Consider the following 22,232-nt stretch of genomic DNA (forward strand, 5'->3'; position numbering starts at 1 on the left):
GATTAACAGACCCAATCGGGATAAATCATTTCCAAATCCGGGCGAGCCCGGCTGCCCGCGCCCTAGGGTAGTTTTTCCAGATCCAGGACCGGTGCCTGGCCCGAGGCTTTCCGCTCGAGTTCTTTGCCGATGTCGGTATAATCGGCAAAGAAACCGCAATTCTGTAGAAAGAACCGCTGGTTTTCACGCCCGCCGGCGTAGTCCATCCGGTAGCCCTTACGAGCGGTGGCGTCGGCGGTAAAGCGTGCCTCCGTTAATTCCTTCCACGCCCCGGAGGTACCTTTCACCCACTGATTGCCAAAGTACACCCGCCGCCCGGTGTCGCCGGTATCGGGGATGAAGTTTTCGAGAAATGAATGCAAACGCTTGAGGTAGGTATGCGTATGGGGCCGCCTGAAACTGGCCACCAGCTGCCAGGTACCTTGCTCGGGCGCGTAGAAATAGGCCGTATACGTGGTTGTGCTGTCGCCGGAAGGGGTACCCTGTAGCAAAAACCGGTAGGTATTCCCGGCCCGCCAGTTGTATTTCAGGTAGCTCTGCCCACCCGCACCTTCGTTGCCGAACTCTCCGGTGTACACGTCTTTCCCCTTACGGAGCATTCTGATTTTCTGATCCTCAGGAATCGACTTCGGGTCATCGGTTTTGTAGGGGCTCCACACCGAGAACAGAATCCGCCGTTCGGTGGTCGAATTGACCTGCATCCCGAAGTACCCCTCCGCAAAGCCATTGGCCATAAAGTACGAACCGATCACATCCTGCCCCTGGGGTACTGTGACTTCGTTGTAAAACCACTCCACGTCGCTATTGGTCGGCGTAGGATAGGTGAGGTGTACCGATGGGCCGCGCCGACCCCAGTAAAAAAAATTACCTTCATTGTTCTTTACAAAGGCGGTAGCTTCATTGACGGCGCTGCCTTCCAGTACCCACGCCGTAGGCTGACCATAGGCAGGGGCGGTTTTTGACCTGCCCTGTAGTTCAATTTTCACGTAGCCCGGTGCGCGTACCTCCCAGGTACCTAGGGGGTTTTCGACGGCCTGCCCCGCCCGAAGTGCCTTATCCACGGCTTTGCCCAGGACGGTCACGCGGATGTGGCTCGTTCCCTGGCTACTTGCTACAAGCCGCAACGTCAGTTGACCGGGCCTGGCTATGCGCACATAGGTAGCCAGTACAGCCTTACTGCTGCTCCAGTCCAGCAAACCTTCCTTCGTGATGTGTTCGTGATTTCCGCCGGTAATCCAGGAATTTCCGCCGAGGGGTACCTCTAGGCGCTCGCCCTCGGCAGGAGCCGACAGAACGGAGCGGGTCTGGAAAAGTATCAGTAGCGTGGATAGTGCGAAGCTATTTTTGAGCATGTAGCTAACCCTGGGAGCCCGTGAATACAGGCCGCGCCTAGCAGGAATTGGGGTGCTGGCAGTAGGTCCAGTATTCGTGGATGATCCTGATCGTTTTTTTGATATCATCGTATCCGCTGTTCTTTTTGAAAAAGCCCTGCACGGTCATTTTGGTGTAAGCATCTTCCACCGTTTTTTTATCGACCGACGTGGAATACAATACAAAAGGTATGCACTTTTTGCTTAGTGTGGGGTGCTCGTCTACCTTCTTTTTGAACTCGACGCCAGTCATACCCGGCAGATTGACATCGCTCAGAATCAGGAAGGGCTGTTCGGTCGTTTCTTTTAGGTACTCGTAAGCATCGTGACCGTTGGAAAACCATATCAGTGAGTTACGGATACCAAGGTCCTGCAATATCATCTCTAAAATCTCTTTGTCGTCGGTATCGTCTTCTATGAGAACGATGGGAGCTGAATTCATAAGAATAGGCTAAGAACGAAGGGTACCCCCTAACTTACGACACCCTGGGGGATTTTCAAAATATGCAGCCCGTACCCGCCCGACCCAACGCCCCTTCGTGTGTCCGCTTTCTTTCGGAATCTCTTCAAAACTCACCGGTAACGTATCTCCTAGGGTAGGCATTTAGCGGCCGGGCGCGAAGCAGGCTCATCCACCAAGCGGCACTACTTTTTTAAATATAACCGGAGAATACATTCACTAACCCATTTCCCCAACGTTATGAAATTCTTTTTCCTTACCATATTGTTCGGCGGACTGCTGCTGTTATCCGCTTGTTCCAGTGACCGGAGTAAACCAGCAACTGAAGACTCCAGCCGCCCACCTACAAGCCAGAGCGCGTCTAAGCCCGAATTTAGCTATGATCCCAAAGCGGCGGGCGATTCGTTGAAACAATGGGTGGATTCGTTGGCGCTGAAGGTAGATTTTCCGGAAATAGAGAAAAAAAAGGGAGCGGCTCAACTGTTCGCCTTTTATCAAAACAGGAATTTTAGCCCCGCCTGGGGCGCGGGTACCTCGCAGAAACTGATGGAGATAATCAGTCAGATTGACCGTGAAGGCCTGAATCCCAGCAATTTTCCGCTCGATGCCTTGCGTTCTCTGGTAGACAGCGCCCAAAGCGGTAAGGTCTCCGCCAGGACGGGCGCCCGGCTCGACCTGCTGCTATCGGCTAGTTACCTCAAGCTGGCCGACCTGCTGGCCACCGGAAAAATTAAAGCCGACCAACTATCGGCCGACTGGCACATCAAGGACCAGGTACCTGACACGCTGGGGGTTTATTTACAAAAGGCCGTTGCAGGACAAGTTGAGCGTTCGCTTGCCTCGCTCCGGCCCGGCTTTGGCCAGTACACCAAATTGCGGCGACACCTGGCGCAGTACCGGCGGCTGTCGGCGGCGGGAGGCTGGCCTACGGTAGAAGCAGGGGCCGATCTGGCACCGGGCGATTCGAGCCAGCGGATTATCGCCGTTCGGCGCAGGCTGGCCGTCACCGGCGACCTCGACAGCACCCTTGCTCCACAGCAGCAAAATGCCCGGTACGATTCCAGCCTGATCGAGGCAGTCAACCGCTACCAACAACGCAATGGGCTGATCGTGCAGCCTGAAATCACCGACCGCATGGTACAGGCAATGAACATCCCGGCCGAGGATCGCCTCACCCAACTTATGCTCAACCTCGACCGTATCCGCTGGATTTCGACCGGACCTATGCCACCTACCTATGCCCTGGTGAACATACCGGAATACCGGCTGCATGTCGTAGAGGACGGCAGTGAAGTGAAAGTGATGCCGGTGGTAGTGGGGAAGGTAATGAACGCCACGCCAGTGTTCAAAGACCAGATCGAACATGTCGAATTCTCGCCCTACTGGAACGTACCTACCAGCATTGCTACCGCCGAGCTTTGGCCCAAAATCCGGGCAAGTCGCTCCTACCTGGATCGAAACCACATGGAGATTCTCAACGGCTGGGGCAATAATGCACGGGTAGTAAGCCGAAGCAGCGTGGACTGGGGCAACCTGCGCAACTATCGCATCCGGCAGAAGCCCGGCCCGTGGAACGCCCTGGGACAGGTCAAGTTCATGTTTCCCAATCAGTACGCGATCTATCTGCACGACACGCCCTCTGAGCAACTCTTCGGCGAAACCCGCCGGGCTTTCAGCCACGGTTGCATCCGCATTGCCGATCCTGTCTGGTTTGCCGACTGGATTTTGCCGCAGTTCAACCGCGATGAAGTGACCGAAAAAATGAATGACCGCCAGTTGGAAATAGTCAAGCTAGACCAGGAAATCCCGGTCTATATCGTGTACTTGACAGCTTTTGAAGATGGCGAGGGTAGACTCAACTTCCGTCCCGACCTGTATGGGCTGGACAAACGACTGACGCCGGAGTTTGACAAATAGCCCTATTGGCATTTGAAATGCTGCCTCTGTGCATGCATCCAGATAATCAGACAATTACTTTTTCATAAAGTGCATCCTGATAAAATCGAGAATAATGTCAAAGTCGGCGGGCAGGGTACCGTGTCCCCCCGCGTGCATGTAGTAGCCCAGATCGTGCAGAATCGGCTTTCCCGCCGCGGGCCATACCGTCGTTTCTAGGCCTTTTTTACCCAGTAGCTTGTACACCGGCCCGGCGGCCACCGCTGCCGCAAACTCGCCCTTGGGGTCCGACCAGTTGTCTGTGTCGCCGGTGAGCAAGAGCAAAGGCCTTGGCGCAATCAGTGAAATCAGCATATGACCATCCACGGGTGAGGACTCAGGAGCATCACCGTAGTGGGCGCGGTTGCCGCTAAATTGATAAAAGTACCGGGTCGAATCGGTCATGTGTTTGATCGTTTCGCCGTACTGACGCCGGGAGAGGGCCGCGCCGCCTTCGCCGGAACAACTCGCAATCACCATCCCGAACCTTTGGTCCTGCGCACCGGCCCAAAGTACCGTTTTCCCCAGGCGGGACACGCCGTAGAGGGCCACTTTTTCGGAATCCACCTGTTGGTCGGTTTCAAGATAGTCCATAACATGGCTCAGGCCCCACGCCCAGGCCGAAATCGTTCCCCATTCGTCAGGGGCCGGGTAGGTAGTGCCGGGTTTCAGATAGTGGCCTCGTATCCCGTATTTTATTCCCTGCGGAAAGTCGGGTTCGATGGCACCGTAGTAAATAGTGGCGACGCCGATTCCATTGACAATGAATTTTTCAACGTCGAACGACCCGAACCGGCGGCCTGTGGAGTCAGGTACCTGCTTTCCCTCGCGGTTCCACATCAGGCCTTTCCGGATGTCCGGATCGTTCACGGCCAGGCTGTTGGGTGAAAATCCGATCTGGAGAAGTACGGGGGCAGGTTTTTCTGCCTGGGCCGGCAGGTACAGGAGCAGATCGGCCTTGTAGTGGGCCGTGTCCTCGGTGAAATAAATCGTGATCTGCTTCCGGATGGCCTTATCATTGAACACCAGGGTACCTTTTTCAAATACCGGAAAGCGGGCTTTCTTTCGTTCGGGCGTTTTTCCAAACTGTTCACTTTCAAATAAACTAAGAATTTCCGGCCGTCTTTTTTGGTGCCAGGTTTGGGCGCTTTCCACCTTTTTACCGTTTTGCAACACCAGCGGATCGGGAAGTGTGTACGCAGGTACCTTGGCTTCGTCATAGTTGACTGGAATACCGGCCACTAGCGTGGGAGCATTCTGACCCACTGCGGACCATGCGCAGAGCAGTAGGACGAGCGGGAGGCCGGGTACCTTCAGGCCGATTTTTCTTAGCAGGGCGTTCATATTGTCAGGGTTTAGGTGGTTAAAATGCAGGTGGTTCCGGGGATCAATATACAGCGTGGGGCGGGAATTCCCTTTCAACCCACCTCGTGCGTTTGAAGTTTCTGAGTAGGCCAAAGGTACCCCTCATCCCTCCACCGCGCAATCCCCTCCGCCGTCAGCCCGTAGTGCGCGTAGACAAGCTGGTCTATTTCGGCTTCCAGGGCCTAAGTGTCGGCGGCGAAACATTGGGAGAGCAATCGTTCGATTGATAACCAATCAAATCTTTTTTCTAAATTTAGCCATTGCTTACTGAAATAGAGTACAACTATGGTTCAGGTACATCCCCAGTTTATTACCGACACCGTCGGAAAAAAATTAGTAGTGCTGCCACTCGATGAATTCAATGCTATGATCGAGGAGCTGGAAGACCTCGAAGACGTACGCCTCTACGATGAAGCTAAGCGGGAAGACGACGGTTCACGCATTTCTTTAGATGATTATCTGAGCCAGCGAAAAGCCAGAAAGAATGGCTAAATACTTGGTTCAGTTGTCTAAAAAAGCCCAAAAGCAATTAGACAAATTGCCTGATTCTGTTGCTGATCCTATCCTGAGGGCAATCTATTCTCTAGAAAGCGAGCCACGTCCATTCGGCTTCAAAAAGCTGAAAGGCAGAGACGGTTACCGTATCCGAATCGGAAACTATCGGGTCATCTACGAGGTAATCGACTCTCTGCTCATTGTTGAAGTGATCACGTTAGGACACCGGAAAGATATTTATGAATAAATGACCCAAAGGTACCTGCCACTTTGGTTAAGTATAAAGTAAGGATAAAGCAGAAAAGTATGATAGACAAGTTGAACAAAGCCCGGACAATCCATTTCTTTTCTGTGAAGTTATGATTTAGAAGTCGGGTGATTAGAACGGCTGACCCCATCAATAAAAACCAGATGGTGAAAAACCAGGAGGTACTTCCACGAAACAGCAGTGTGACCAGATCATGCAGCAAGCCACAAACACAGAAAGTGATCAGTAAGGAGACCGACTTAGAGAAATAAACCCGGCTGGGTCTGAATACTTTTTGCCCCAGATAATAGCCAAAAATTGGATTCCAGTACTTCCAGAATGTTGAAAAATTTTTAGCGCCCAGGGAACGATACAAATTGTTTCTCAAAGAGCGGGGACTACTCATAGGTACCCCATTCCTTTTCTTGACATACTCGGCTAAGGTCATTTTTTTGTAGGTTGTGCTCTACTCTTCCCACACTTCCACCGGCGCAATTCTCTCCGCCGTCAGCCCATAGAGCGCGTTGATGAGCTGGTCTATTTCGGCTTCGAGAGCCGAAGTTTCGGCGGTGGGATCAGGATTTTTTGGGTCTGATTGACGATTTACTGAAATACGCCGGATTCTTTTTCTCGTTTTAAGTTGCTTTACGAAAAGTGATGAGCATAAATAGTCCAAAAGAAATTTCGATAAGCGAACCCGTCATGGCCGAACCCAGGGATTTTATGCCAAAACCAAACAATAAGTAGGCCGAAATTCCCAAAATACCTCCTAAAATCCAGTAAAGTCTATTCCCGTAGATAGAGGCAAAAGTCAGATATCTTCCCCCAATAATTAGCAGCATAGCCTGAAAAAACCATTCACTATGTTGTAATGAAAGTCCGAAAGCAAGCGGCAAACACATCAGCATGAATATGGTGCCTTCCATAGCTAAGTTAGCCAACGGATTCCCTTCGGTATGCGTACCCTTTTGACCCAATATTTTAGCCAGAACTACGCTCAACGGGTAGATAAACATTCCACCAATCAAAAGTGTCCAAATACCATATTTATCGGAAAACTTAAAAACCACCAGGGCTGATATAAGCCAGATAAAGCCTGAAACAATGATACCCACAGAGCCATTGGCATAACCTGCCCGCATATCGCTTTGCGCGTGACTTATTGTCTCGATTTGGTTGGTTTGATCGCTTGATTTACTCTTGTCCATACGTTAAAAAGGATAGTCGTTGCTTTAAAGTGGTACAAGTTCTGATGCAATGGCGGGGTCGAGGGATTTGGTTGGCGTCTTGGCGGTGAGGAGCATGGTGGAGTTTGGGAGGGGTAGGTATCAGATAGGCAAGGTACGGTAGGTTTGAACCATGTGCAAACTGTGGTACGGGCATCTTGCCTGTCTTTGCCAAGGTGGGTTCCATCAATGAAACATTTCCCTACCCCGACCGCCACTCCTTCACCCAATATACTTTATGTTCCTGGTCTTCCAATCCTCCATAAATCAGCGTCCTCTCTCCATGTGCTTGTGGCACCAGGGCTTGCAGGTAAGGCCAGTGTCCGAGTAATTTTCTGGGTAGACTTGTTTGAATTATCCAGCCTTCAACCTTGAAATATCTGGCCATTGACTTTGAATTATCTGCCTCCCAACTTTGAAATATCCGATTTTAGTGCGCACGGCCTTTCACGGTATGAACATCCACCTAGTCCAACGCCCGAATCTCCGCACCTCACCGTGAGAATCTGAGAAAAAATGGAACATGCAGGGCGAAGGTACCTGCTTGTTTTCCCAAACATTATTCGCTAGATTTGGTTGGCAATGAAATACTTATCGGGTAGACCGTTAGCAACAATCCTATGGTACAGAAATCACGAAACAGAGCGCGGGGTATGGGAACGATACTGCTCCTCTTGTTGACCTCCATCAGTTATGCCAATTATATCCTGATCCCGATGGACGACCGACAGGCCAACCACCTGAAGGCGTACGGCATTGCCTATTCGGTGCTTAAAGATGGACTTGACCTGGACTGGCTGCTCAATTACCGCGGGGGCAGCTACCTCATCAAATCGGTATCGACCATCGAAAAGGAATGCCGCGTACGGGGGGTAACTTACGAAATGATTTCCGACGCCAAAGCCGCCGCTATTTTGACAGAAATCGCAGTACCGGAAATTAACATGGAAGCCGTGAAACTGCACAAAGCCGCGCGGATCGCGGTCTATTCGCCGATCAAGATTGGCCCGGCCACCTTTGAGTACAACGACGCCGTGCTGCTGGCGCTCAAATACGCCGAGATACCCTTTGAGGTAGTCTACGACCAGGAAATTCTGGATGGCGACCTGGCCAAGTACGACTGGCTGCACCTGCACCACGAGGATTTTACGGGGCAGTTTGGCCGGAACCTGCGGCGCATGTCGCAGGAGGACATCCGGGCGCAGGAAGATATCGCCAAAAAATACAACTTCGCCAAAGTGTCGCAAATGAAGCTGGCGGTAGCCAAAAAAATCAAGGAATTCTGCGCGGGTGGGGGGTACCTGTTCGCGATGTGTTCCGGTGCCGAAACGTTCGACATTGCTCTGGCCGCCGAAGGTGTCGACATAGTGGATGCCCAATTTGATGGTGATGGCATCGATCCCAAAGCCCAATCCAAGCTGGATTTTGATAAAACCTTCGCCTTCGAAAATTTTGAATTACAACTCGACAACGGCTACGGCGGCATGTGGTTTTCCGACATCAACGCTTCGATGGGTAGCTATGGGTTCGGCGAATCCGAGGATGTTTTTTCCTTGTTCGATTTCTCGGCCAAATGGGATGTAATCCCCGCCATGCTGGTGCAGAACCATGAGTTTCAGATTCGCGAATTCAGTGGACAGACCTCGGCTTTTACCAAACGCACCGTCAAATCCAATGTGCTGGTGATGGGGCAAAGCAAAGCGTCGGATAGGTACCTTTACGGAGAAATCGGCTCGGGACAGTGGACATTCTATGGCGGGCACGATCCCGAAGGGCGGCGCGGCGGCCACCGCATGAATACCGACCTCAATCTGTATCCCCACTCCCCGGGGTACCGCCTCATCCTGAATAACGTACTGTTTCCTTCGGCCAAGAAGAAAAAGCGAAAAACTTAATTGAGTTGACAGTTGACAGTACCGCTTGATAAATCAAGCGGTACTGTCTATTTAGGCAGTAGATCAAAAAATAGAACAATTGCCTCAAGCTTTAGTAGCCTGGGGATGACGAATAAAAAAGCCCCAGCTTTCGGCCTGGGGCTTTTTATTTTTTCACTTTCAACTCATTGAACTACCTGCGCTTTCAGCTGGATCGAATCGACCACTACTTTCTCTTTTTCAGCTCGCTTTTCCTGTTTCCGGAAAAAACCACGCAGCAGGAAATTGTGTTGCAGGGCTTCCATGCTTTCGTCCAGTTTTTCCGAGCTACTTTCCAGATTCTGGATCGTGGTTTTGATATCGGTAGCCGTATTTTCGTCACGAAGCAGCAAACCAACGGCATTATTCTTGTTATTAGCAAGGTCGTTGGACAGCTCCTGGGTAGTCTGCTTCAGGCCTGCCACCATGGCACGGGCCGTGGCGGCGGTTTCATTGAGTTCCGATACCGTACGCCGCACATTGGCCATGATCAGCGTATCCGTTACCACGTCATTGGCGAGTCCGCCTGGTTTGTTGAGCTTGGCCGTGTAGGCGTTCAGCGAGGTAGTCATCGTCTGGGCCTGATTGGCCGCCCGCTGCAACGATGCCATCGTCACTTCCAGGTTTTTGTACAAATCTTCATCGGCCAGCAGCTTACCCACCGACCCTTCGCCCTTACGGATCCTGCTGCTGATTTCCTTGAAATCATCCGTAATGGCCAGGATGTTTTTGTTATTGGCTTGCAGGGTATTCATAATATCTTCCTGGCTGTCTTCTTTCTTGACCCGAAGCACATCGCCATCCTGAATCGGCTCGGCCTTGGTGGTACCCCCTTCAATCACCACAATTTTGTTTCCGATCAGACCGTCGGTACTGATTTTAACCTGGGCATCCTTGCGGATATACTGCTGTGATTTTTCTTCGATGTTGAGAATAACCTCTACCTGAGAGTCGCCATAAAAGTGGATGTCTTTCACGGTACCTACCTTCACCCCCGAAAACCAGATATTATTCCCGGCTTTGAGGCCGTTCACATCGTCAAATATGGATTTGGCTTCAATTTTTGACACAAAGGATTTTCGCATGCCCCCTATGGTCAGTACACCCGCTACAAAAATGATCAGGCCGATCAGGACGAACAAACCAACCGTTACGGCACGTCGCTGGGGATTAGGTACTTTACTCATATTTAGTTTAGTTCTTAGTTTGAGTTCTTAGTTTCAGGATCCGTGTTTGGAGTTCAGAAGGGGTTGCCATTGCATTGGGGTTTTAAAAGAAAAACCCTGTGCCTTAGGCCCTCTTTTTCACACTTCATTCTCCGTAAAATTATAGTCGTAAAAACTTTTGATGCGCTCATCGTCGGTGCTGAAAACCTCTTCAAAGGTACCCACCTTGGCAAAGGTACCATCCAGCAACATCGCCAGGCGGTCGCCCGTCATTTTGGCGCAGGTCAGGTCGTGGGTAATCAGGATCGAACTGGTGTGGTACTTTTCCTTCACTTCGTTGATAAGCTCATTGATCTCGATGCAGGTGGTAGGGTCGAGACCGGCGGTAGGTTCGTCGTAGAGCATGATGTCGGGATTCATGATCAGGGTGCGGGCAATACCGATCCGCTTGCGCTGTCCGCCCGAGAGTTCCGACGGCATTTGGTTGATCGTGCGGGCCAACCCCACCGATTCAAGTACCTCTTCGACGGACTTATTGATTTCGGCCCGGCTGAGGTTTTTCACATTCCGCACCAGCGGAAATTCCAGGTTTTCGCGAACCGTCATACTGTCGTACAGCGCGCTATTCTGGAAAGAAAATCCAATTTTCATCCGTAGTTCGCGCAGTTGTTTTTCATCCAGCTCACCTACCTCCTGCCCCAGTACCTTCACACTACCCCGATCCGCTTTCAGAAGTCCGGAAATAATCTTAATCAAGACCGACTTTCCTGTCCCCGAACGTCCGAGTACCACTACATTTTCTCCTTTATTCACATCCAGGTCAATACCCTTCAATACGTGCAAATCGCCGAACGATTTGTACAGATCCCGGATCGCAATAACCGGTCCGTTTTCAATCGCTGGTTCAGCCGTTTTAGTATTCTTTCTTGTCTTCATCATCTAAACCAGTTGGTTACCTGCACGATAGCTACTTCTTCCATAAAAATCAGAAACATGGACAGTACCACCGAAGCGTTGGCCGCCCTACCTACCCCCTGGGTACCCTGGCTGGCGTTGTAGCCCTTGTAACAACCCACCATACCAATGGTGAAGCCGTAACAGATCGCTTTGATAAGTGCGGAGTTGATATCCAGAAAGGTGATTTGTTCAAAGGCGCTCTTGAAAAAAGCCACGATATTGGTTTCTTCATTCAGGGTCACATCCAGGAATGAACCCATCAGCCCCACGATCGCACAGTAAAACGACAGGATCGGAATACTAATGGTGGTAGCGATCACCCGTGTCACGACCAGAAATTTGAAGGGATTCACGGCGGATACCTCCATGGCGTCGATTTGTTCGGTCACGCGCATGGAACCCAGCTCGGCGCCGATGCTCGATCCGACCCGCCCGGCGCTGATCAGCGACGTAATGAGCGGAGCCAGCGCCCGCACGATGGCAATGGAAACCAGCGAAGGGAGCCACGAGGTAGCTCCGAACTCCATCAGCGAAGGCCGCGATTGCTTGGTAAATACCATTCCCGTGACGAATCCCGTGAGCGAAATTAGAGGAAGCGACTTATAGCCAATTTGGAAACATTGCCTTACAATCTCCTGAAATTCAGGCCTTCCTCGGAACAGTTCCCGAAAAAAACGCGTCATGAACTGCCATGCATCATAAAACATGAGCAGGTTTTCATCGATTCTTTTTGAAATTAGGGTGCTTTTGGTACTGGAACTCATCAGGCTGGTCGGGGAGAATTCGTGGGCTGGTAATGAGGGCAAATATACAAATAGTGTGCCAGTGACCTCAACTCTGGATTCAAGCGTATCGTTCCCGGAGCATCCGCATCATATATACGTTGATGGCCCACTGATCGGCCAGGGGTTGATTGGTGAAGGGTACCGTAGGTAAGTAATGCGGCGGACCAAACTCGGTGAGAATGGTCAGCGGTTGGCCGTTTTTTTTCTTATCGGCCACCACGGCATCCCACCAGGCCAGGTGCGCCTGCACGGCCTGCTCCCACTCCGGTGCCCGCGGATCATTGACCTGCGGGCCTTCGGGATGGCCTACCCGAGCGTGGATATGGCCCGCGCGGCTCAGCGCCAGCGCCACGGTTTCGGCCTGATCCTGCAAGAGCGATTCGTGGACATTGCACCAGTGCGAGATATCCAGCGTCAGGCGAAGCGCCGGATTTTGTTCCATAAAATTTCGGGCTATGTGCGCCGCGAACAGCATCCGGCTGCGATGGGTTTCGTGGAAAATCGGGATACCACTTTGCACCGAAGCCTGCGTGGTGTAATCGATGAAAGCTTTGTTTTGGTCGTACGAGAAGTAGTCGCGCCCGCTGTGGCAATTGATGTAGAGGGGTTTCAATTCCTTGAAGGTACTCGCGCCGTCGATGGCTTTTTTGAAAGCGGCCAAATGCGCCCCAAAATCGGACTGACTGCCGCCGCAGAGGAAACCTACCTCCAGACCGTGCTTTTTCAGCGCCGCCACCATTTCTTTCCGGGCTTCGGGTTTGTCGGTCCACCAGAGTTCCAGTCCGTCGTAGCCTTCCTTTTTTACTGCCGCACAGAGTTCGTCAAGGGTACCCTGGTAGCCCCAGTTGGTGGCCAGAATTTTCAGGGAGAAGCCGGCGGCAGGTACCCCCTGCGGAGCAATCGGCCGGGCTGCCGCCTGCAAGGCGGGCAGAAGTCCGGTGGTGGCTAGGGTGGTGTTTACAAAATCTCTGCGTTTCATGGAGGTAAGGGCTTAGTAGCTGTTCAGGAACCCGGAGAGCCACGGCGCAGCCGAAAGGTACCCTTGTTCCCGACCACAAAGCTACTTTTTTTGCCGAAACTCAGCCACTTTGCGCAGAAATACTGAAAAGCGATATAAAAGCCATTGATAGGGAAAGTTGAGTTTTGAGAAGAATAGTAGTTAACTGAAAGTAGAAAGTACAACATCCAGGCTACTGCCGGCGAGAATAGTACCTAGCCGATTAGCTCGTAGAAAAACAAGAAGGCCGCTCCCAAACAAAGAAGCGGCCCTCTCATCATTCATCCCTTATCATTCTCTTTACTGCGCTGCCTCGAAACAGTAGACATTCAACTGCGTACTAGCGAAAATCTTCCCTTTCTGGCCACCCTGGCCCGGTATACCCGTCACGAAGCCCATGAACCAAGTATAATCCTTTCCTTCGGTGTAGTAGTCGGGGCAAAGCAGTTTCCACAGCAGTTTTCCATCGGAAACTCGGGTAGCCAATAGATCCTGGCTGGCAATGTAGTACACCACCCCATCCTGGTAGTGCAGCGCACTGCCAATGCCGCTGGACCGTTGCGTCCAAAGCGTATTGCCCGTTTCTGGATCAAGGGCATAAAGCTGTGCATTCATGCCGTTGGCCAGCAGCTTGCCTTCGGCCACGATCATGTCACTGAAAAGGCTGGCCGGGGTAAGGCGCTTGAACCATACGCGCTTACCCGTCATCAGTTCGTAGCAACCTACCCACATGCCAACGGCAAAATATACTTTATTACCGATTATATTAGGGTAATTGCCACCACCTGATTCAGATTCTATACCTAGCTTAATATCACTCAGGAGAGGAACTCTTTCATATATCCACTTTCGCTTTGAGAGATTATATAGGCTTAAATAGCCTGAACCTGGGGTGTTTTGGTAATAAGGTCGTATATCCGGCAAATCGTAGCTTACTAAAAGCAGGGTATCTAATTCCTTTGTGAAGGGTTCAATCATACGACCTCGAGCAATCCATGCAAAGCCCCCCGGATCGTGCCATACGCTGTCGGGGAAGGTTTTCAGTTTGGCTATTTCCCGCACTTCACCTGTAGCCATGTTGCCCTGGTAGATGCTCTCCTCCCAACGTTTTTTTGCGTAAATCTCTGGCGGTGTACCTGTAAAATAAAAATGTGGTCCCAGTCCGGTGGTGGTAATCTGTGAGTCAAAGTTTCTACCCCACTCTTTTCGCCAGACCGTCTTACCAGTTTCTTGGTCAATGCAGTAGAATCGAAAAGAGTTCTTGTAAAATAGCAGGTTCTGGTAAGTATAAACCTTATAGTTACGCACGTCAGCCGATTCGGTTTTGTCAAATCGGTCGTTCCACATCCAAGCGTTTCGACCATCTTCTATTCGTTTGAGGCAGAGTCCCTCCGCAGTGGAGGCATTAGAGGTAGCTGCCCGTTCTGCAGCCAACACAAAACGATTATTATATACGTGTTGAGCAAACATGCTTGTATTTTTCGCACCGTCAAGGCTGGTGGAAGATTTCCAGATGTGGGGTAGTTTGGTGACTACCCCATCTGCATCCTTCAATACCTTGTCCTCTGGCCTTTTGCAATTGAAAAGACCGCCCAATAGGAGTAAAAATAGTACCCCTTGAAAAAATGCCCGCGAGCCGTAAAGTCTGGTATTGTATCGTAGCGTTTTAGGTACCATGGAATTTAATGTCAAATTAGGTGTGGTTTGCTGGAATAAAATTGCAAAGAATATCATGAATATGGGGCTGCATTATCAATAAAATTTTAATAAAAAAACCAGGAAAAATTTCATTGAAGTCTCTCTTTTTGATAGTAGATGTCTCGACTGGAACTGCTATGGATCAAAGGAATAAGAGTGTCGGTACGCTCGAATTTTGCAAAATTCCCCTATCTTTGTGACAATCAAAGCGGTTTGCTGGCCGGGGAAACAAGGTCAGTATTTATGAACATCAATCTACTGACTCTTGCAATTTAAAGACTTCGCCCTCCACGGCGATATACTCAATGCCGTGGACGCCATGAATTTCAGCCAGGCTACCCCCATCCAGGAACTTGCCATTCCCCAGATTCTCGACGGAAAAGACCTCATCGCCTGCGCCCAGACCGGTACCGGCAAAACGGCCGCCTACCTCATCCCTACCCTCGACTACATCACCCAACATCCGCAAAACAAGGTGACGGCGCTCATCATCGTGCCCACGCGCGAGCTGGCCACCCAGATCGACGGACAGGTACAGGGGCTGGGGTACTTCTGCAATGCTACGAGCATCGCCGTGTACGGCGGTACCAAGGGTCCCGAATGGGACCAGCAGCGGAAGGCTTTCGAGCAGGGGGCCGACATCATTATCGCCACGCCTGGCCGTCTGATGGCCCACATGCAGCTAGGGTACGTGGATTTCAGTGCCATCAAGTTTCTGATTCTCGACGAGGCCGACCGGATGCTCGACATGGGTTTCCTGGGCGATATTATGGCGATTCTGAAATCGGTACCCGAGGATCGGCAGACGCTGATGTTTTCGGCGACCATGCCGCCCAAAATCGGGGAACTGGCCAAGCGCATTCTGCGTGATCCGGGTGAAATCAAACTCTCGGTTTCCAAGCCCGCCGAAGGCATCGACCAGCAGTTTTATATGGCGACGGAAAATCAAAAGCTACCTCTGCTGATGCATCTGCTGAAAGAGGCAAATAACCCGAGTCTGGTACTTTTTACCTCCCGTCGCTCGTCGGTGGATACCATCGTTCGCGCTTTGCGCCGGAAAGGATTCAAAGCTGAAGGTATCTCGTCTGACTCGGAGCAAGCCCAGCGCGAAGTGGTACTACGGGACTTCAAAAACCGTGAGTTCCCGATCCTGGTGGCGACCGACGTGCTTTCGCGCGGCATCGACATCGATAATCTCAGCCACGTGGTCAATTACGACCTACCCCGCGACCCCGAGGATTATGTGCACCGGATTGGCCGTACGGCCCGCGCCGAATCGAAGGGTACCTCCATCACCTTCATCGGAGAAATGGACAAACGCGGCGTGCAGAACATCGAGCGGTTGCTGGAACGTCCCGTCACTATTATTTCCATGACCGAGGAACTGGGCCTGGGCTCCGCGCCGGTATTTGGCGCGCGAGGTACCTCCCATGACCGCAATGACCGGTCGCGAGGACGCAAGCCCAAAGGTACCCCTGGCCGTGGTGGTTCTCCCCGGAATGCCACCGATGCGCGCCCGGCCGCACCCCGTACCCCTACCGAAAGTAAGCCCGAATCACCTACGGCTGGAGGGGAGCCCAAGCGCCGGAGGAAATCCCGCAACAACCGAAACAAGAAGAAAGGGACGTCGGCTCCTTCCGGTGAATCATCGGGCCATGCGGATGTCAAATCGGCTGATCTGGCCTGATGTAGACCCTGCGGGTGGTAATTTGGGAAGATAAAAGTTGACAGGATCAGGATTTTTCGAACGAATCAAATTCGGGTACCGTGTGCTTCGTTTTACCCCAATTAACCCTTTCCCAGAACCTAAGATTTGAAACGGAGTTTGTCGTGGTGGCAAAGGGCAGGTTTGAGTATCGCCAATCCACCCCTATTTGCGTTAGAAAGTATTTATCCGCTGCTGATGCTGGCCGTGTTGAGCCTGCTCGCCTTCGCCTTTCACTTCATCCGTATTCAGTTCAGTGAAGCCGTGGATTTTTCGCTCGACTGGAACCTGCTGCTGAGCTGGATACCCCTGCTCATTGCTTTTCTAGCAAGGTACCTTTCCAAAAACATGGGTCCTCTACCCTGGGTGATCGGGATGCTCAGCGTGGTATGGCTGGCGTTTTTTCCCAATGCCCCCTACATGATCACCGACCTGGTGCACTTGTCGGTCAATTATGAGAGCGACCGCACCTGGCACGACGCCATCATGCTTTTTTATTACGCCCAGATCAGCCTGATCAATGGGCTGGTTTCGTTATACTGGTTTCACGGAGCCTGGAACCGCACCTATTCCAAGCGCGTGGGGACGATTCTATTGTTTCTGAGTTTCCCTTTGGGTGGATTGGGGGTATATCTGGGACGTATTCTGCGCATCAACAGTTGGGACTTGTTTCACAAACCCGGCCAATTTTTCCTGAATGTATTTGAAAATCTGTACGACCGTACCGCCCTGTTGCTGATCGTGGAGTTTGGGTTGCTACTGGGTACCCTCTACGCCATGCTCTGGGGTTTGTTGAAATTCAGAGCCAGGAGGCAAAACAGGGTATCATAATAACCCATTACCATCGCACCAGCTTGAACTCCCAGTCGGGTACCTTCTTGCGCATCTCGACCAGATCGTCGCGCTTCGTCAGGCCGCATTTCAGGTAGTTCTGGTGCAGGCGGGCCAGCGCGTCGCGATCCAGTTCTACACCCAGGCCGGGGCCCGCAGGTACTTCCACCGCGCCATCCACAAACTTCATGCGCCCGCCCACAATGACTTCGTCCGACTGCCAGGGGTAGTGCGTATCGAGCGCGTAAGGTACTTCCGGCAGGGCCGCACCCAGATGTACCATGGCCGCCAGCGAAATACCCAGGTGGCTGTTGGAGTGCATGGACAGTCCGCGTCCGAAGGTGTCGCAGATTCCCGACAGCGTCATGGAGGCCCGCAAGCCGCCCCAGAAATGGTGATCGCTGAGAATAATATCTTCTGAGCCTAGCTCGATGCTGCGGGGAATATCTTCGAAAGAGGTAGTACACATATTGGTAGCCAGCGGCGTTTTTAACGCTTTCCTCACTGCCGCCATATTTTCCTGTCCGCGCACGGGATCTTCCAGGTACTCTAAGACGCCTTCCATTTCCCTGCCGTACTCGATGGCCGTTTCTACTTTCCACAAAGCGTTGGGGTCGATGCGCAGGGGTACTTCTGGGCCGAAGGCTTCGTGCAACGCCAGAATGGCATCCACCTCCTGTCGAGGCTCGAATACGCCGCCTTTCAGCTTGATGGATTGAAAGCCGAACTCTTCGCACATAGCCCGCGCCTGCGCCACGATTTCCTCTGGATTCAGCGCGCTCTTTTGCCGGGCCGCGTCCCAACCCGTTGCGGCGGGATCGGTGCCAAAGGCCAGGTCGCCGCCCGCGCCTTCGTACTTGTAAAAAAGATACGCCGAAAAAGGTACCCGATCGCGCATCCGTCCGCCCAGCAAATCCACGACGGGCCGATTGGTTATTTTTCCAATAATATCCAGACAAGCTACCTCCACGGCGCTGAAAATATGCACCATCTTACGCTGGTCCCAGGGCGTGGCACCGCGCTCGGCGGCGGTATCCTGCCCAAAATGCCCCACGAGCGTCCGACGGATGTCGCTGAGTTGGAAAACGTCCTTCCCGATCAGCAAATCCCGCGCTTCGGCCAGGGCGAGGTCGATCTCCCGGGTTCCCGGAATTTCGCTGATCCCCGAAATGCCATCGTCGGTCACGATTTCGACGATGGTACGTAAAGCATAGGGCGCGTGCAACCCCGCCGCATTCAGCAGCGGCGGGTCCACGATGGCAATAGGAGTAATAGTGATTTGCTGTATTCTGGACATTCTATTTTTTGGGTCAACTGTTTATAAGGAGAAAAGGAGGAGGGAGAAAAGGTACTTGCGTTAATATCCTTTCTTCCTCTATTCCTTCCTCCTTTTTTCCTTCTACTTTAAGCCTGAGCATCCTCCGCTACCATTTGCAACAGACCTTTGATATAGCCGTAGCAGAAGGCAAAGGACTGCGCATTAGCCTCTTTATTCTCGTGGTGAGGTACATGATCGGGCATCACCATACCGTCGTAGCCGACATCGCGCAGGGCGCGAATGACCTGCACGAAATTCATGTCGCCATTGTCGGGGTACACTTCCTGAAAATTATTAAAACCGCCCTTGATATTACGCAGGTGAATGTTGAAAATCTGCTTGCGGTCGCCAAAGTACTTGATGATGGGCAGGATTTCAGTTTTGGGATCTTTGAGGCCCTCAGCGATAGAACCAATGCAGAAATTAAAGCCGTGGTAAGGGCTTTTGTACAGCGCGCCAAACCGCTTCATGCCCGCAAACACATCAGGACTGTTCCAGCGCATGATGCCGCGGTAAGCCGCGGGTACGGGCGGATCGGCGATGTGGTTGGCCAGCTTGACCTTGTACTCCTCCGCCACGGGAATCAGCCGATCCAGAATGTAGGTGATGCGCTCGAACATCTGCTCAATGGAAACATCGCCCGCGATGGTTTTGGGGTCGTTGCGTTTGATAGCCTCTTCCCAGTTCCAGGTACTGTACTCGGCGTTGCCTCGCTTGGGATCGAGGGTTTTACCGGTGCGTAATACGGGCAGAATCGTGGTGTTGTAGTTAAGTACTTTGATGCCCGTTTTGGCGGCCACCATAATCATCTGCTGCAGGTACTCGATTTCGCGGTCGCGCTCGGGACTTTTACCCAGCATCATGTTGGGGTACTCCACCCGGTCGATGCCCGCCGAAGTCAGCGGGTAGTGGTAGGCGTCGAGGCTGATACCGTACTTTTCGCAGGCGTCGCGCTTGGCCAGCGAATCGTCCAGGTCCCAGCCCTTGCCAGGAATGATTTTGGGCGAGCCGCCGTCGATGTTGTACACCCCGCAGCGGCCTTTCAGTTCCAGATTTTCCTTGGTGGTACCCCCGGACTGGCAGCCGACTTTCATAAGTACCTTGCGCGGCGCGACCGGCTTGGCCTGAGTCTGTCCGGGTTTCACAACCGATGCCCCCACGGTACCCGCCGTAAGGACTTTGACAAAATTGCTCCGTTTCATAATGGTTTATTTTAAGGTGTTTAGGTGTTGACTTGTTCAATCGTGGAATTGTCAGCGTGTTAAAATTTAGCCGAAAGCCGATTGCCAATAGCCCTCAGCTACTCCAGAAGCAGAACAAGGGCACTGTGATCCAATTCGCCATGCCCCTGCTCGATCGCGGTTTTCATTTGCTCAGCCACGAGGGAGGTACCTTTGAGGGGTACCTTGTAGGCATCTCCCGCCCGCAGGGCGATCCCCATGTCTTTATTGTGCAATTTTATTTTAAAACCCGGTTTGAAATTCCGGTCGATGAGGCGCTGACCGTGCAGGTCGAGAATGCGGCTTTGGGCGAAGCCTCCCAGCAAGGCTTCCCGCATTTTGGCCAGATTCACGCCCGCCTTGCTGGCCAAAGTGAAGGCCTCCCCTACCGCCTGAATCGTCATGCCGACGATCATCTGGTTGCAGGCTTTGGTCGTTTGGCCGGTGCCGGGCTCGCCCATGCGGACGATGTTTTTACCCATGACCTGGAAAATCGGCAAGGCTCGGTTGAAAGCTTCTTCACTACCGCCCACCATGATAGACAGCGCGGCGTTTTCGGCCCCGACTTGTCCGCCCGACACGGGCGCATCGAGCGCTTCTACCCCTTTTTCCTGCATCAGTCCGTGTACTTTCGTAGCCACCGATGGCGAAATCGTGGACATATCGATGAACAATGCGCCGGATTGGATGCCTTCCAGCACGCCGTCTTTACCCGAAACTACCTCTTCCACTTCGGGTGAGTCGGGTAGCATGGTGATGACGACATCCACCTTTTGCGCCAATTCCTTACTACTTGGATAAGCAGTAGCACCCGCTTCGGTCAATGCGTCGGCAGCATGGCTGCTTTCCAGAACGGAGACGGGGTACCCTGCTTTTATGAGATTGAGGGACATGGGTTTGCCCATTATTCCTAGTCCGATGAATCCTATGTGTTCCATGTTTTTGCTTTAAGCCGTAAGCCCTAGGCTCCTGGCTTTCATTGATTTAATTATTTGTGACAGAATTATTGATTTTCAAAATATTAATAACATCCAATATCTGGAATCCAAAATCTAGCATCTACTTATTTCACCCTACAGCTTCTTCATACCAACGGAAACAACTTGGCGCCAATAAGAATGACGACTAATCCGGTGATTCCCATGACAACGAGTAGCGGCGAGATCGTTTTAAGCGCCTCTTTTTCAGTCAGGTTGCTCAATTTACAGATAATCCAGAAACCCGAATCGTTCATCCACGGCACAATTTTCGACCCACAGCCAATAGCCAGCCCCAGGTACACCGGGTGAAAGCCCAGGTTGGCGTTCATGGCCAGGCCCGACAAAATCCCTGAGGCCGTAATGAGGGCCACCGTGGCCGATCCCTGCGCGGTACGCACCACGGCGGCAATCAGAAACGCCAGCGGAATCAGGGCCATCTGGTAGCCTGCCGTAAGGTCGGCGATGCGGGTACTGATGCCGGTTTGCTGAAGCATTCCGCCAAAAGCACCACCGGCGGCGGTAATCAGAATAATGCCACCGCCGCTCAGCAAAGCGCCCTGCACGTGCGCCGACATGCCTTCCTTGCTGGTCTTTTTTTGACTGGCCAGTACCAGTAGTGCGGCAATGCCCCCGGTGATGAGGGCCAGGTTTTTATCCCCAAAAAACTTGACAACGGCCACCAAACCCGTAAGAAAAGCCGAATCGGCCCAGAGTTCACCCGTTTTGGAAATAGCATTGAGAGCCGTATCCGCACAAATAAAGCCCAGCGGAATCAGCACGGGTAGTAAGGATAGTCCCAAGGGAGGCAGTTCCCGATCGGCCCGTGCGGCTATGGCTCTGATATCTTTCAAAGGTGCATCGAGCGAATCACGGATTTCGATGGGCATTTTTCGGTTGACCCAGACGGCAAAGAGGTACCCGGTGGTAATGGTAAAAAGCCCCACAATGACGCCCGCGATCATCATCAGACCGATAGGAATGTGCATTTCGCCAATCAGGAAAAGCGGCCCCGGCGCGGGAGGTACCAGGGAGTTGGCCATCGCGGCACCCGCCATGATACACATCACCAGCAGCAGGTAGTTTTTACCCAAACGTACCGTCATCGCTTTCACCAGGGGCATCATCAGAAAAATGACCGTGTCGAAGAAAATGGGGATGCCCAGAAAAAAACTACTGACCAGAAACGCAGCGGGTGCTTTATCCACCCCGAACAAACCCAACATGAACCGAATGATGCGCTCGGCGGCCCCGCTTTCGAGCAGACTTTTACCAATGATGGCCGCCATCGCGATCAGGATACCGATCTTGGCGCAGGTATTCCCGAACTCAGTGGCAATGCGCTCGCCGATGCCCTTGTTAGCGAGCGCCTGCGCCGCGGCGGGGGCGGTTCCTTTGCTCAGCGCATACTGCTCCACGGCAGCCGCCGGAGTAAGAAAGGCCACCACCAGCGCACCCAGAATCAGGGCCAGAAAAGGGTGTAGTTTCAGGCCTATGATCCCTCCTACTACGATTAGTACACCAATGAATAATATAAAAAGAGGGTCGGTCATTTTTTGACTATGGA

Annotated in this window: 20 protein-coding genes; 7 read left to right on the top strand and 13 right to left on the bottom strand. The window is 52.2% G+C overall.

Annotation, left to right across the window (positions count from 1 at the left end; all coding sequences use genetic code 11):
• Positions 1-62: 62 nt before the first annotated feature.
• Together GBK04_RS01500 and GBK04_RS01505 are read right to left on the bottom strand one after the other, a co-directional pair.
• On the bottom strand, positions 63-1,352 hold the full coding sequence (locus GBK04_RS01500) for a DUF3472 domain-containing protein (protein ID WP_152756232.1): 1,290 nt from the start codon (positions 1,350-1,352) through the stop codon (positions 63-65).
• Positions 1,353-1,389: 37 nt separating this feature from the next.
• A complete protein-coding gene (locus GBK04_RS01505) occupies positions 1,390-1,812 on the bottom strand; it encodes a response regulator (protein WP_152756233.1) in 423 nt (140 codons plus the stop codon).
• 258 nt (positions 1,813-2,070) lie between these two features.
• Between GBK04_RS01505 and GBK04_RS01510 the strand changes: the two genes are divergently transcribed.
• Positions 2,071-3,747 (top strand): L,D-transpeptidase family protein, encoded by a 1,677-nt coding sequence (locus GBK04_RS01510; RefSeq protein WP_152756235.1) that lies wholly within the window; start codon positions 2,071-2,073, stop codon positions 3,745-3,747.
• A 54-nt stretch (positions 3,748-3,801) separates the two neighbouring features.
• Here the strand turns inward: GBK04_RS01510 and GBK04_RS01515 are convergent, their stop codons facing one another.
• On the bottom strand, positions 3,802-5,109 hold the full coding sequence (locus tag GBK04_RS01515; RefSeq protein ID WP_152756237.1) for an alpha/beta hydrolase family protein: 1,308 nt from the start codon (positions 5,107-5,109) through the stop codon (positions 3,802-3,804).
• 92 nt (positions 5,110-5,201) lie between these two features.
• Here GBK04_RS01515 and GBK04_RS30230 point away from each other — a divergent pair, with 92 nt between their 5' ends.
• Genes GBK04_RS30230 through GBK04_RS01525 form a run of 3 tightly spaced genes read left to right on the top strand, consistent with a single transcriptional unit; the run spans position 5,202 to position 5,872 of the window.
• Positions 5,202-5,357, top strand: coding sequence for a hypothetical protein (locus GBK04_RS30230; RefSeq protein WP_373330622.1), 156 nt, complete (start codon positions 5,202-5,204; stop codon positions 5,355-5,357).
• Positions 5,358-5,415: 58 nt separating this feature from the next.
• The gene (locus tag GBK04_RS01520; protein ID WP_152756239.1) at positions 5,416-5,622 is read left to right on the top strand and encodes a hypothetical protein; all 207 of its coding nucleotides are present in this window, start codon (positions 5,416-5,418) and stop codon (positions 5,620-5,622) included.
• A complete protein-coding gene (locus GBK04_RS01525) occupies positions 5,615-5,872 on the top strand; it encodes a type II toxin-antitoxin system RelE family toxin (protein ID WP_152756241.1) in 258 nt (85 codons plus the stop codon). The genes GBK04_RS01520 and GBK04_RS01525 overlap by 8 nt, the downstream gene beginning before the upstream one ends.
• A 635-nt stretch (positions 5,873-6,507) precedes the next feature.
• On the opposite strand, the gene GBK04_RS01540 is transcribed toward GBK04_RS01525, so the two are convergent.
• Positions 6,508-7,080: a DUF7010 family protein gene (locus GBK04_RS01540; RefSeq protein ID WP_152756247.1), complete on the bottom strand. Its 573-nt coding sequence runs from the start codon at positions 7,078-7,080 to the stop codon at positions 6,508-6,510.
• Positions 7,081-7,751: 671 nt separating this feature from the next.
• Between GBK04_RS01540 and GBK04_RS01545 the strand changes: the two genes are divergently transcribed.
• Positions 7,752-8,993, top strand: a complete 1,242-nt coding sequence (locus tag GBK04_RS01545; protein ID WP_152756248.1) for an asparagine synthetase B — start codon at positions 7,752-7,754, stop codon at positions 8,991-8,993.
• A 164-nt stretch (positions 8,994-9,157) separates the two neighbouring features.
• Here GBK04_RS01545 and GBK04_RS01550 read toward each other — a convergent pair whose 3' ends face one another.
• The 5 genes from GBK04_RS01550 to GBK04_RS01570 form a co-directional block, all read right to left on the bottom strand.
• Positions 9,158-10,198 (bottom strand): MlaD family protein, encoded by a 1,041-nt coding sequence (locus tag GBK04_RS01550; RefSeq protein WP_152756250.1) that lies wholly within the window; start codon positions 10,196-10,198, stop codon positions 9,158-9,160.
• Positions 10,199-10,315: 117 nt separating this feature from the next.
• Entirely contained in the window at positions 10,316-11,116 is an 801-nt protein-coding gene (locus GBK04_RS01555) for an ABC transporter ATP-binding protein (RefSeq protein ID WP_373330623.1), read from the bottom strand.
• Positions 11,113-11,898 carry an MlaE family ABC transporter permease gene (locus tag GBK04_RS01560; protein WP_152765742.1) on the bottom strand — a complete coding sequence of 262 codons (786 nt, stop codon included), beginning with the start codon at positions 11,896-11,898 and terminating at the stop codon, positions 11,113-11,115. Before GBK04_RS01560 ends, GBK04_RS01555 begins: the two co-directional genes overlap by 4 nt.
• A 79-nt stretch (positions 11,899-11,977) precedes the next feature.
• Positions 11,978-12,898: a sugar phosphate isomerase/epimerase family protein gene (locus tag GBK04_RS01565; protein WP_152756252.1), complete on the bottom strand. Its 921-nt coding sequence runs from the start codon at positions 12,896-12,898 to the stop codon at positions 11,978-11,980.
• Between the two features lie 318 nt (positions 12,899-13,216).
• Positions 13,217-14,608, bottom strand: a complete 1,392-nt coding sequence (locus GBK04_RS01570; RefSeq protein ID WP_373330624.1) for an outer membrane protein assembly factor BamB family protein — start codon at positions 14,606-14,608, stop codon at positions 13,217-13,219.
• Between the two features lie 271 nt (positions 14,609-14,879).
• Here GBK04_RS01570 and GBK04_RS01575 point away from each other — a divergent pair, with 271 nt between their 5' ends.
• Together GBK04_RS01575 and GBK04_RS01580 are read left to right on the top strand one after the other, a co-directional pair.
• The gene (locus GBK04_RS01575) at positions 14,880-16,301 is read left to right on the top strand and encodes a DEAD/DEAH box helicase (RefSeq protein ID WP_152756256.1); all 1,422 of its coding nucleotides are present in this window, start codon (positions 14,880-14,882) and stop codon (positions 16,299-16,301) included.
• A 126-nt stretch (positions 16,302-16,427) separates the two neighbouring features.
• Positions 16,428-17,150 (top strand): DUF1361 domain-containing protein, encoded by a 723-nt coding sequence (locus GBK04_RS01580; protein WP_373330625.1) that lies wholly within the window; start codon positions 16,428-16,430, stop codon positions 17,148-17,150.
• A gap of 7 nt (positions 17,151-17,157) precedes the next feature.
• Here GBK04_RS01580 and GBK04_RS01585 read toward each other — a convergent pair whose 3' ends face one another.
• The 4 genes from GBK04_RS01585 to GBK04_RS01600 form a co-directional block, all read right to left on the bottom strand.
• Positions 17,158-18,447: a glucarate dehydratase family protein gene (locus GBK04_RS01585; protein ID WP_152756257.1), complete on the bottom strand. Its 1,290-nt coding sequence runs from the start codon at positions 18,445-18,447 to the stop codon at positions 17,158-17,160.
• 107 nt (positions 18,448-18,554) lie between these two features.
• Entirely contained in the window at positions 18,555-19,670 is a 1,116-nt protein-coding gene (locus GBK04_RS01590) for a mannonate dehydratase (protein WP_152756259.1), read from the bottom strand.
• 98 nt (positions 19,671-19,768) lie between these two features.
• Positions 19,769-20,626, bottom strand: coding sequence for a 2-hydroxy-3-oxopropionate reductase (locus tag GBK04_RS01595; protein WP_152756261.1), 858 nt, complete (start codon positions 20,624-20,626; stop codon positions 19,769-19,771).
• 146 nt (positions 20,627-20,772) lie between these two features.
• Positions 20,773-22,218 carry a GntP family permease gene (locus GBK04_RS01600; protein WP_152756263.1) on the bottom strand — a complete coding sequence of 482 codons (1,446 nt, stop codon included), beginning with the start codon at positions 22,216-22,218 and terminating at the stop codon, positions 20,773-20,775.
• Between the last annotated feature and the right edge of the window lie 14 nt (positions 22,219-22,232).

The organism is Salmonirosea aquatica, assembly GCF_009296315.1.
In the GTDB taxonomy this organism is placed as follows: domain Bacteria; phylum Bacteroidota; class Bacteroidia; order Cytophagales; family Spirosomataceae; genus Salmonirosea; species Salmonirosea aquatica.

Coding starts and splice junctions, on each gene's coding strand:
- GBK04_RS01500 (WP_152756232.1), bottom strand. CDS start 1,352: ATGCTCAAAAATAGCTTCGCACTATCCACGCTACTGATACTTTTCCAG.
- GBK04_RS01505 (WP_152756233.1), bottom strand. CDS start 1,812: ATGAATTCAGCTCCCATCGTTCTCATAGAAGACGATACCGACGACAAA.
- GBK04_RS01510 (WP_152756235.1), top strand. CDS start 2,071: ATGAAATTCTTTTTCCTTACCATATTGTTCGGCGGACTGCTGCTGTTA.
- GBK04_RS01515 (WP_152756237.1), bottom strand. CDS start 5,109: ATGAACGCCCTGCTAAGAAAAATCGGCCTGAAGGTACCCGGCCTCCCG.
- GBK04_RS01520 (WP_152756239.1), top strand. CDS start 5,416: ATGGTTCAGGTACATCCCCAGTTTATTACCGACACCGTCGGAAAAAAA.
- GBK04_RS01525 (WP_152756241.1), top strand. CDS start 5,615: ATGGCTAAATACTTGGTTCAGTTGTCTAAAAAAGCCCAAAAGCAATTA.
- GBK04_RS01540 (WP_152756247.1), bottom strand. CDS start 7,080: ATGGACAAGAGTAAATCAAGCGATCAAACCAACCAAATCGAGACAATA.
- GBK04_RS01545 (WP_152756248.1), top strand. CDS start 7,752: ATGGGAACGATACTGCTCCTCTTGTTGACCTCCATCAGTTATGCCAAT.
- GBK04_RS01550 (WP_152756250.1), bottom strand. CDS start 10,198: ATGAGTAAAGTACCTAATCCCCAGCGACGTGCCGTAACGGTTGGTTTG.
- GBK04_RS01555 (WP_373330623.1), bottom strand. CDS start 11,116: ATGATGAAGACAAGAAAGAATACTAAAACGGCTGAACCAGCGATTGAA.
- GBK04_RS01560 (WP_152765742.1), bottom strand. CDS start 11,898: ATGAGTTCCAGTACCAAAAGCACCCTAATTTCAAAAAGAATCGATGAA.
- GBK04_RS01565 (WP_152756252.1), bottom strand. CDS start 12,898: ATGAAACGCAGAGATTTTGTAAACACCACCCTAGCCACCACCGGACTT.
- GBK04_RS01585 (WP_152756257.1), bottom strand. CDS start 18,447: ATGTCCAGAATACAGCAAATCACTATTACTCCTATTGCCATCGTGGAC.
- GBK04_RS01590 (WP_152756259.1), bottom strand. CDS start 19,670: ATGAAACGGAGCAATTTTGTCAAAGTCCTTACGGCGGGTACCGTGGGG.
- GBK04_RS01595 (WP_152756261.1), bottom strand. CDS start 20,626: ATGGAACACATAGGATTCATCGGACTAGGAATAATGGGCAAACCCATG.
- GBK04_RS01600 (WP_152756263.1), bottom strand. CDS start 22,218: ATGACCGACCCTCTTTTTATATTATTCATTGGTGTACTAATCGTAGTA.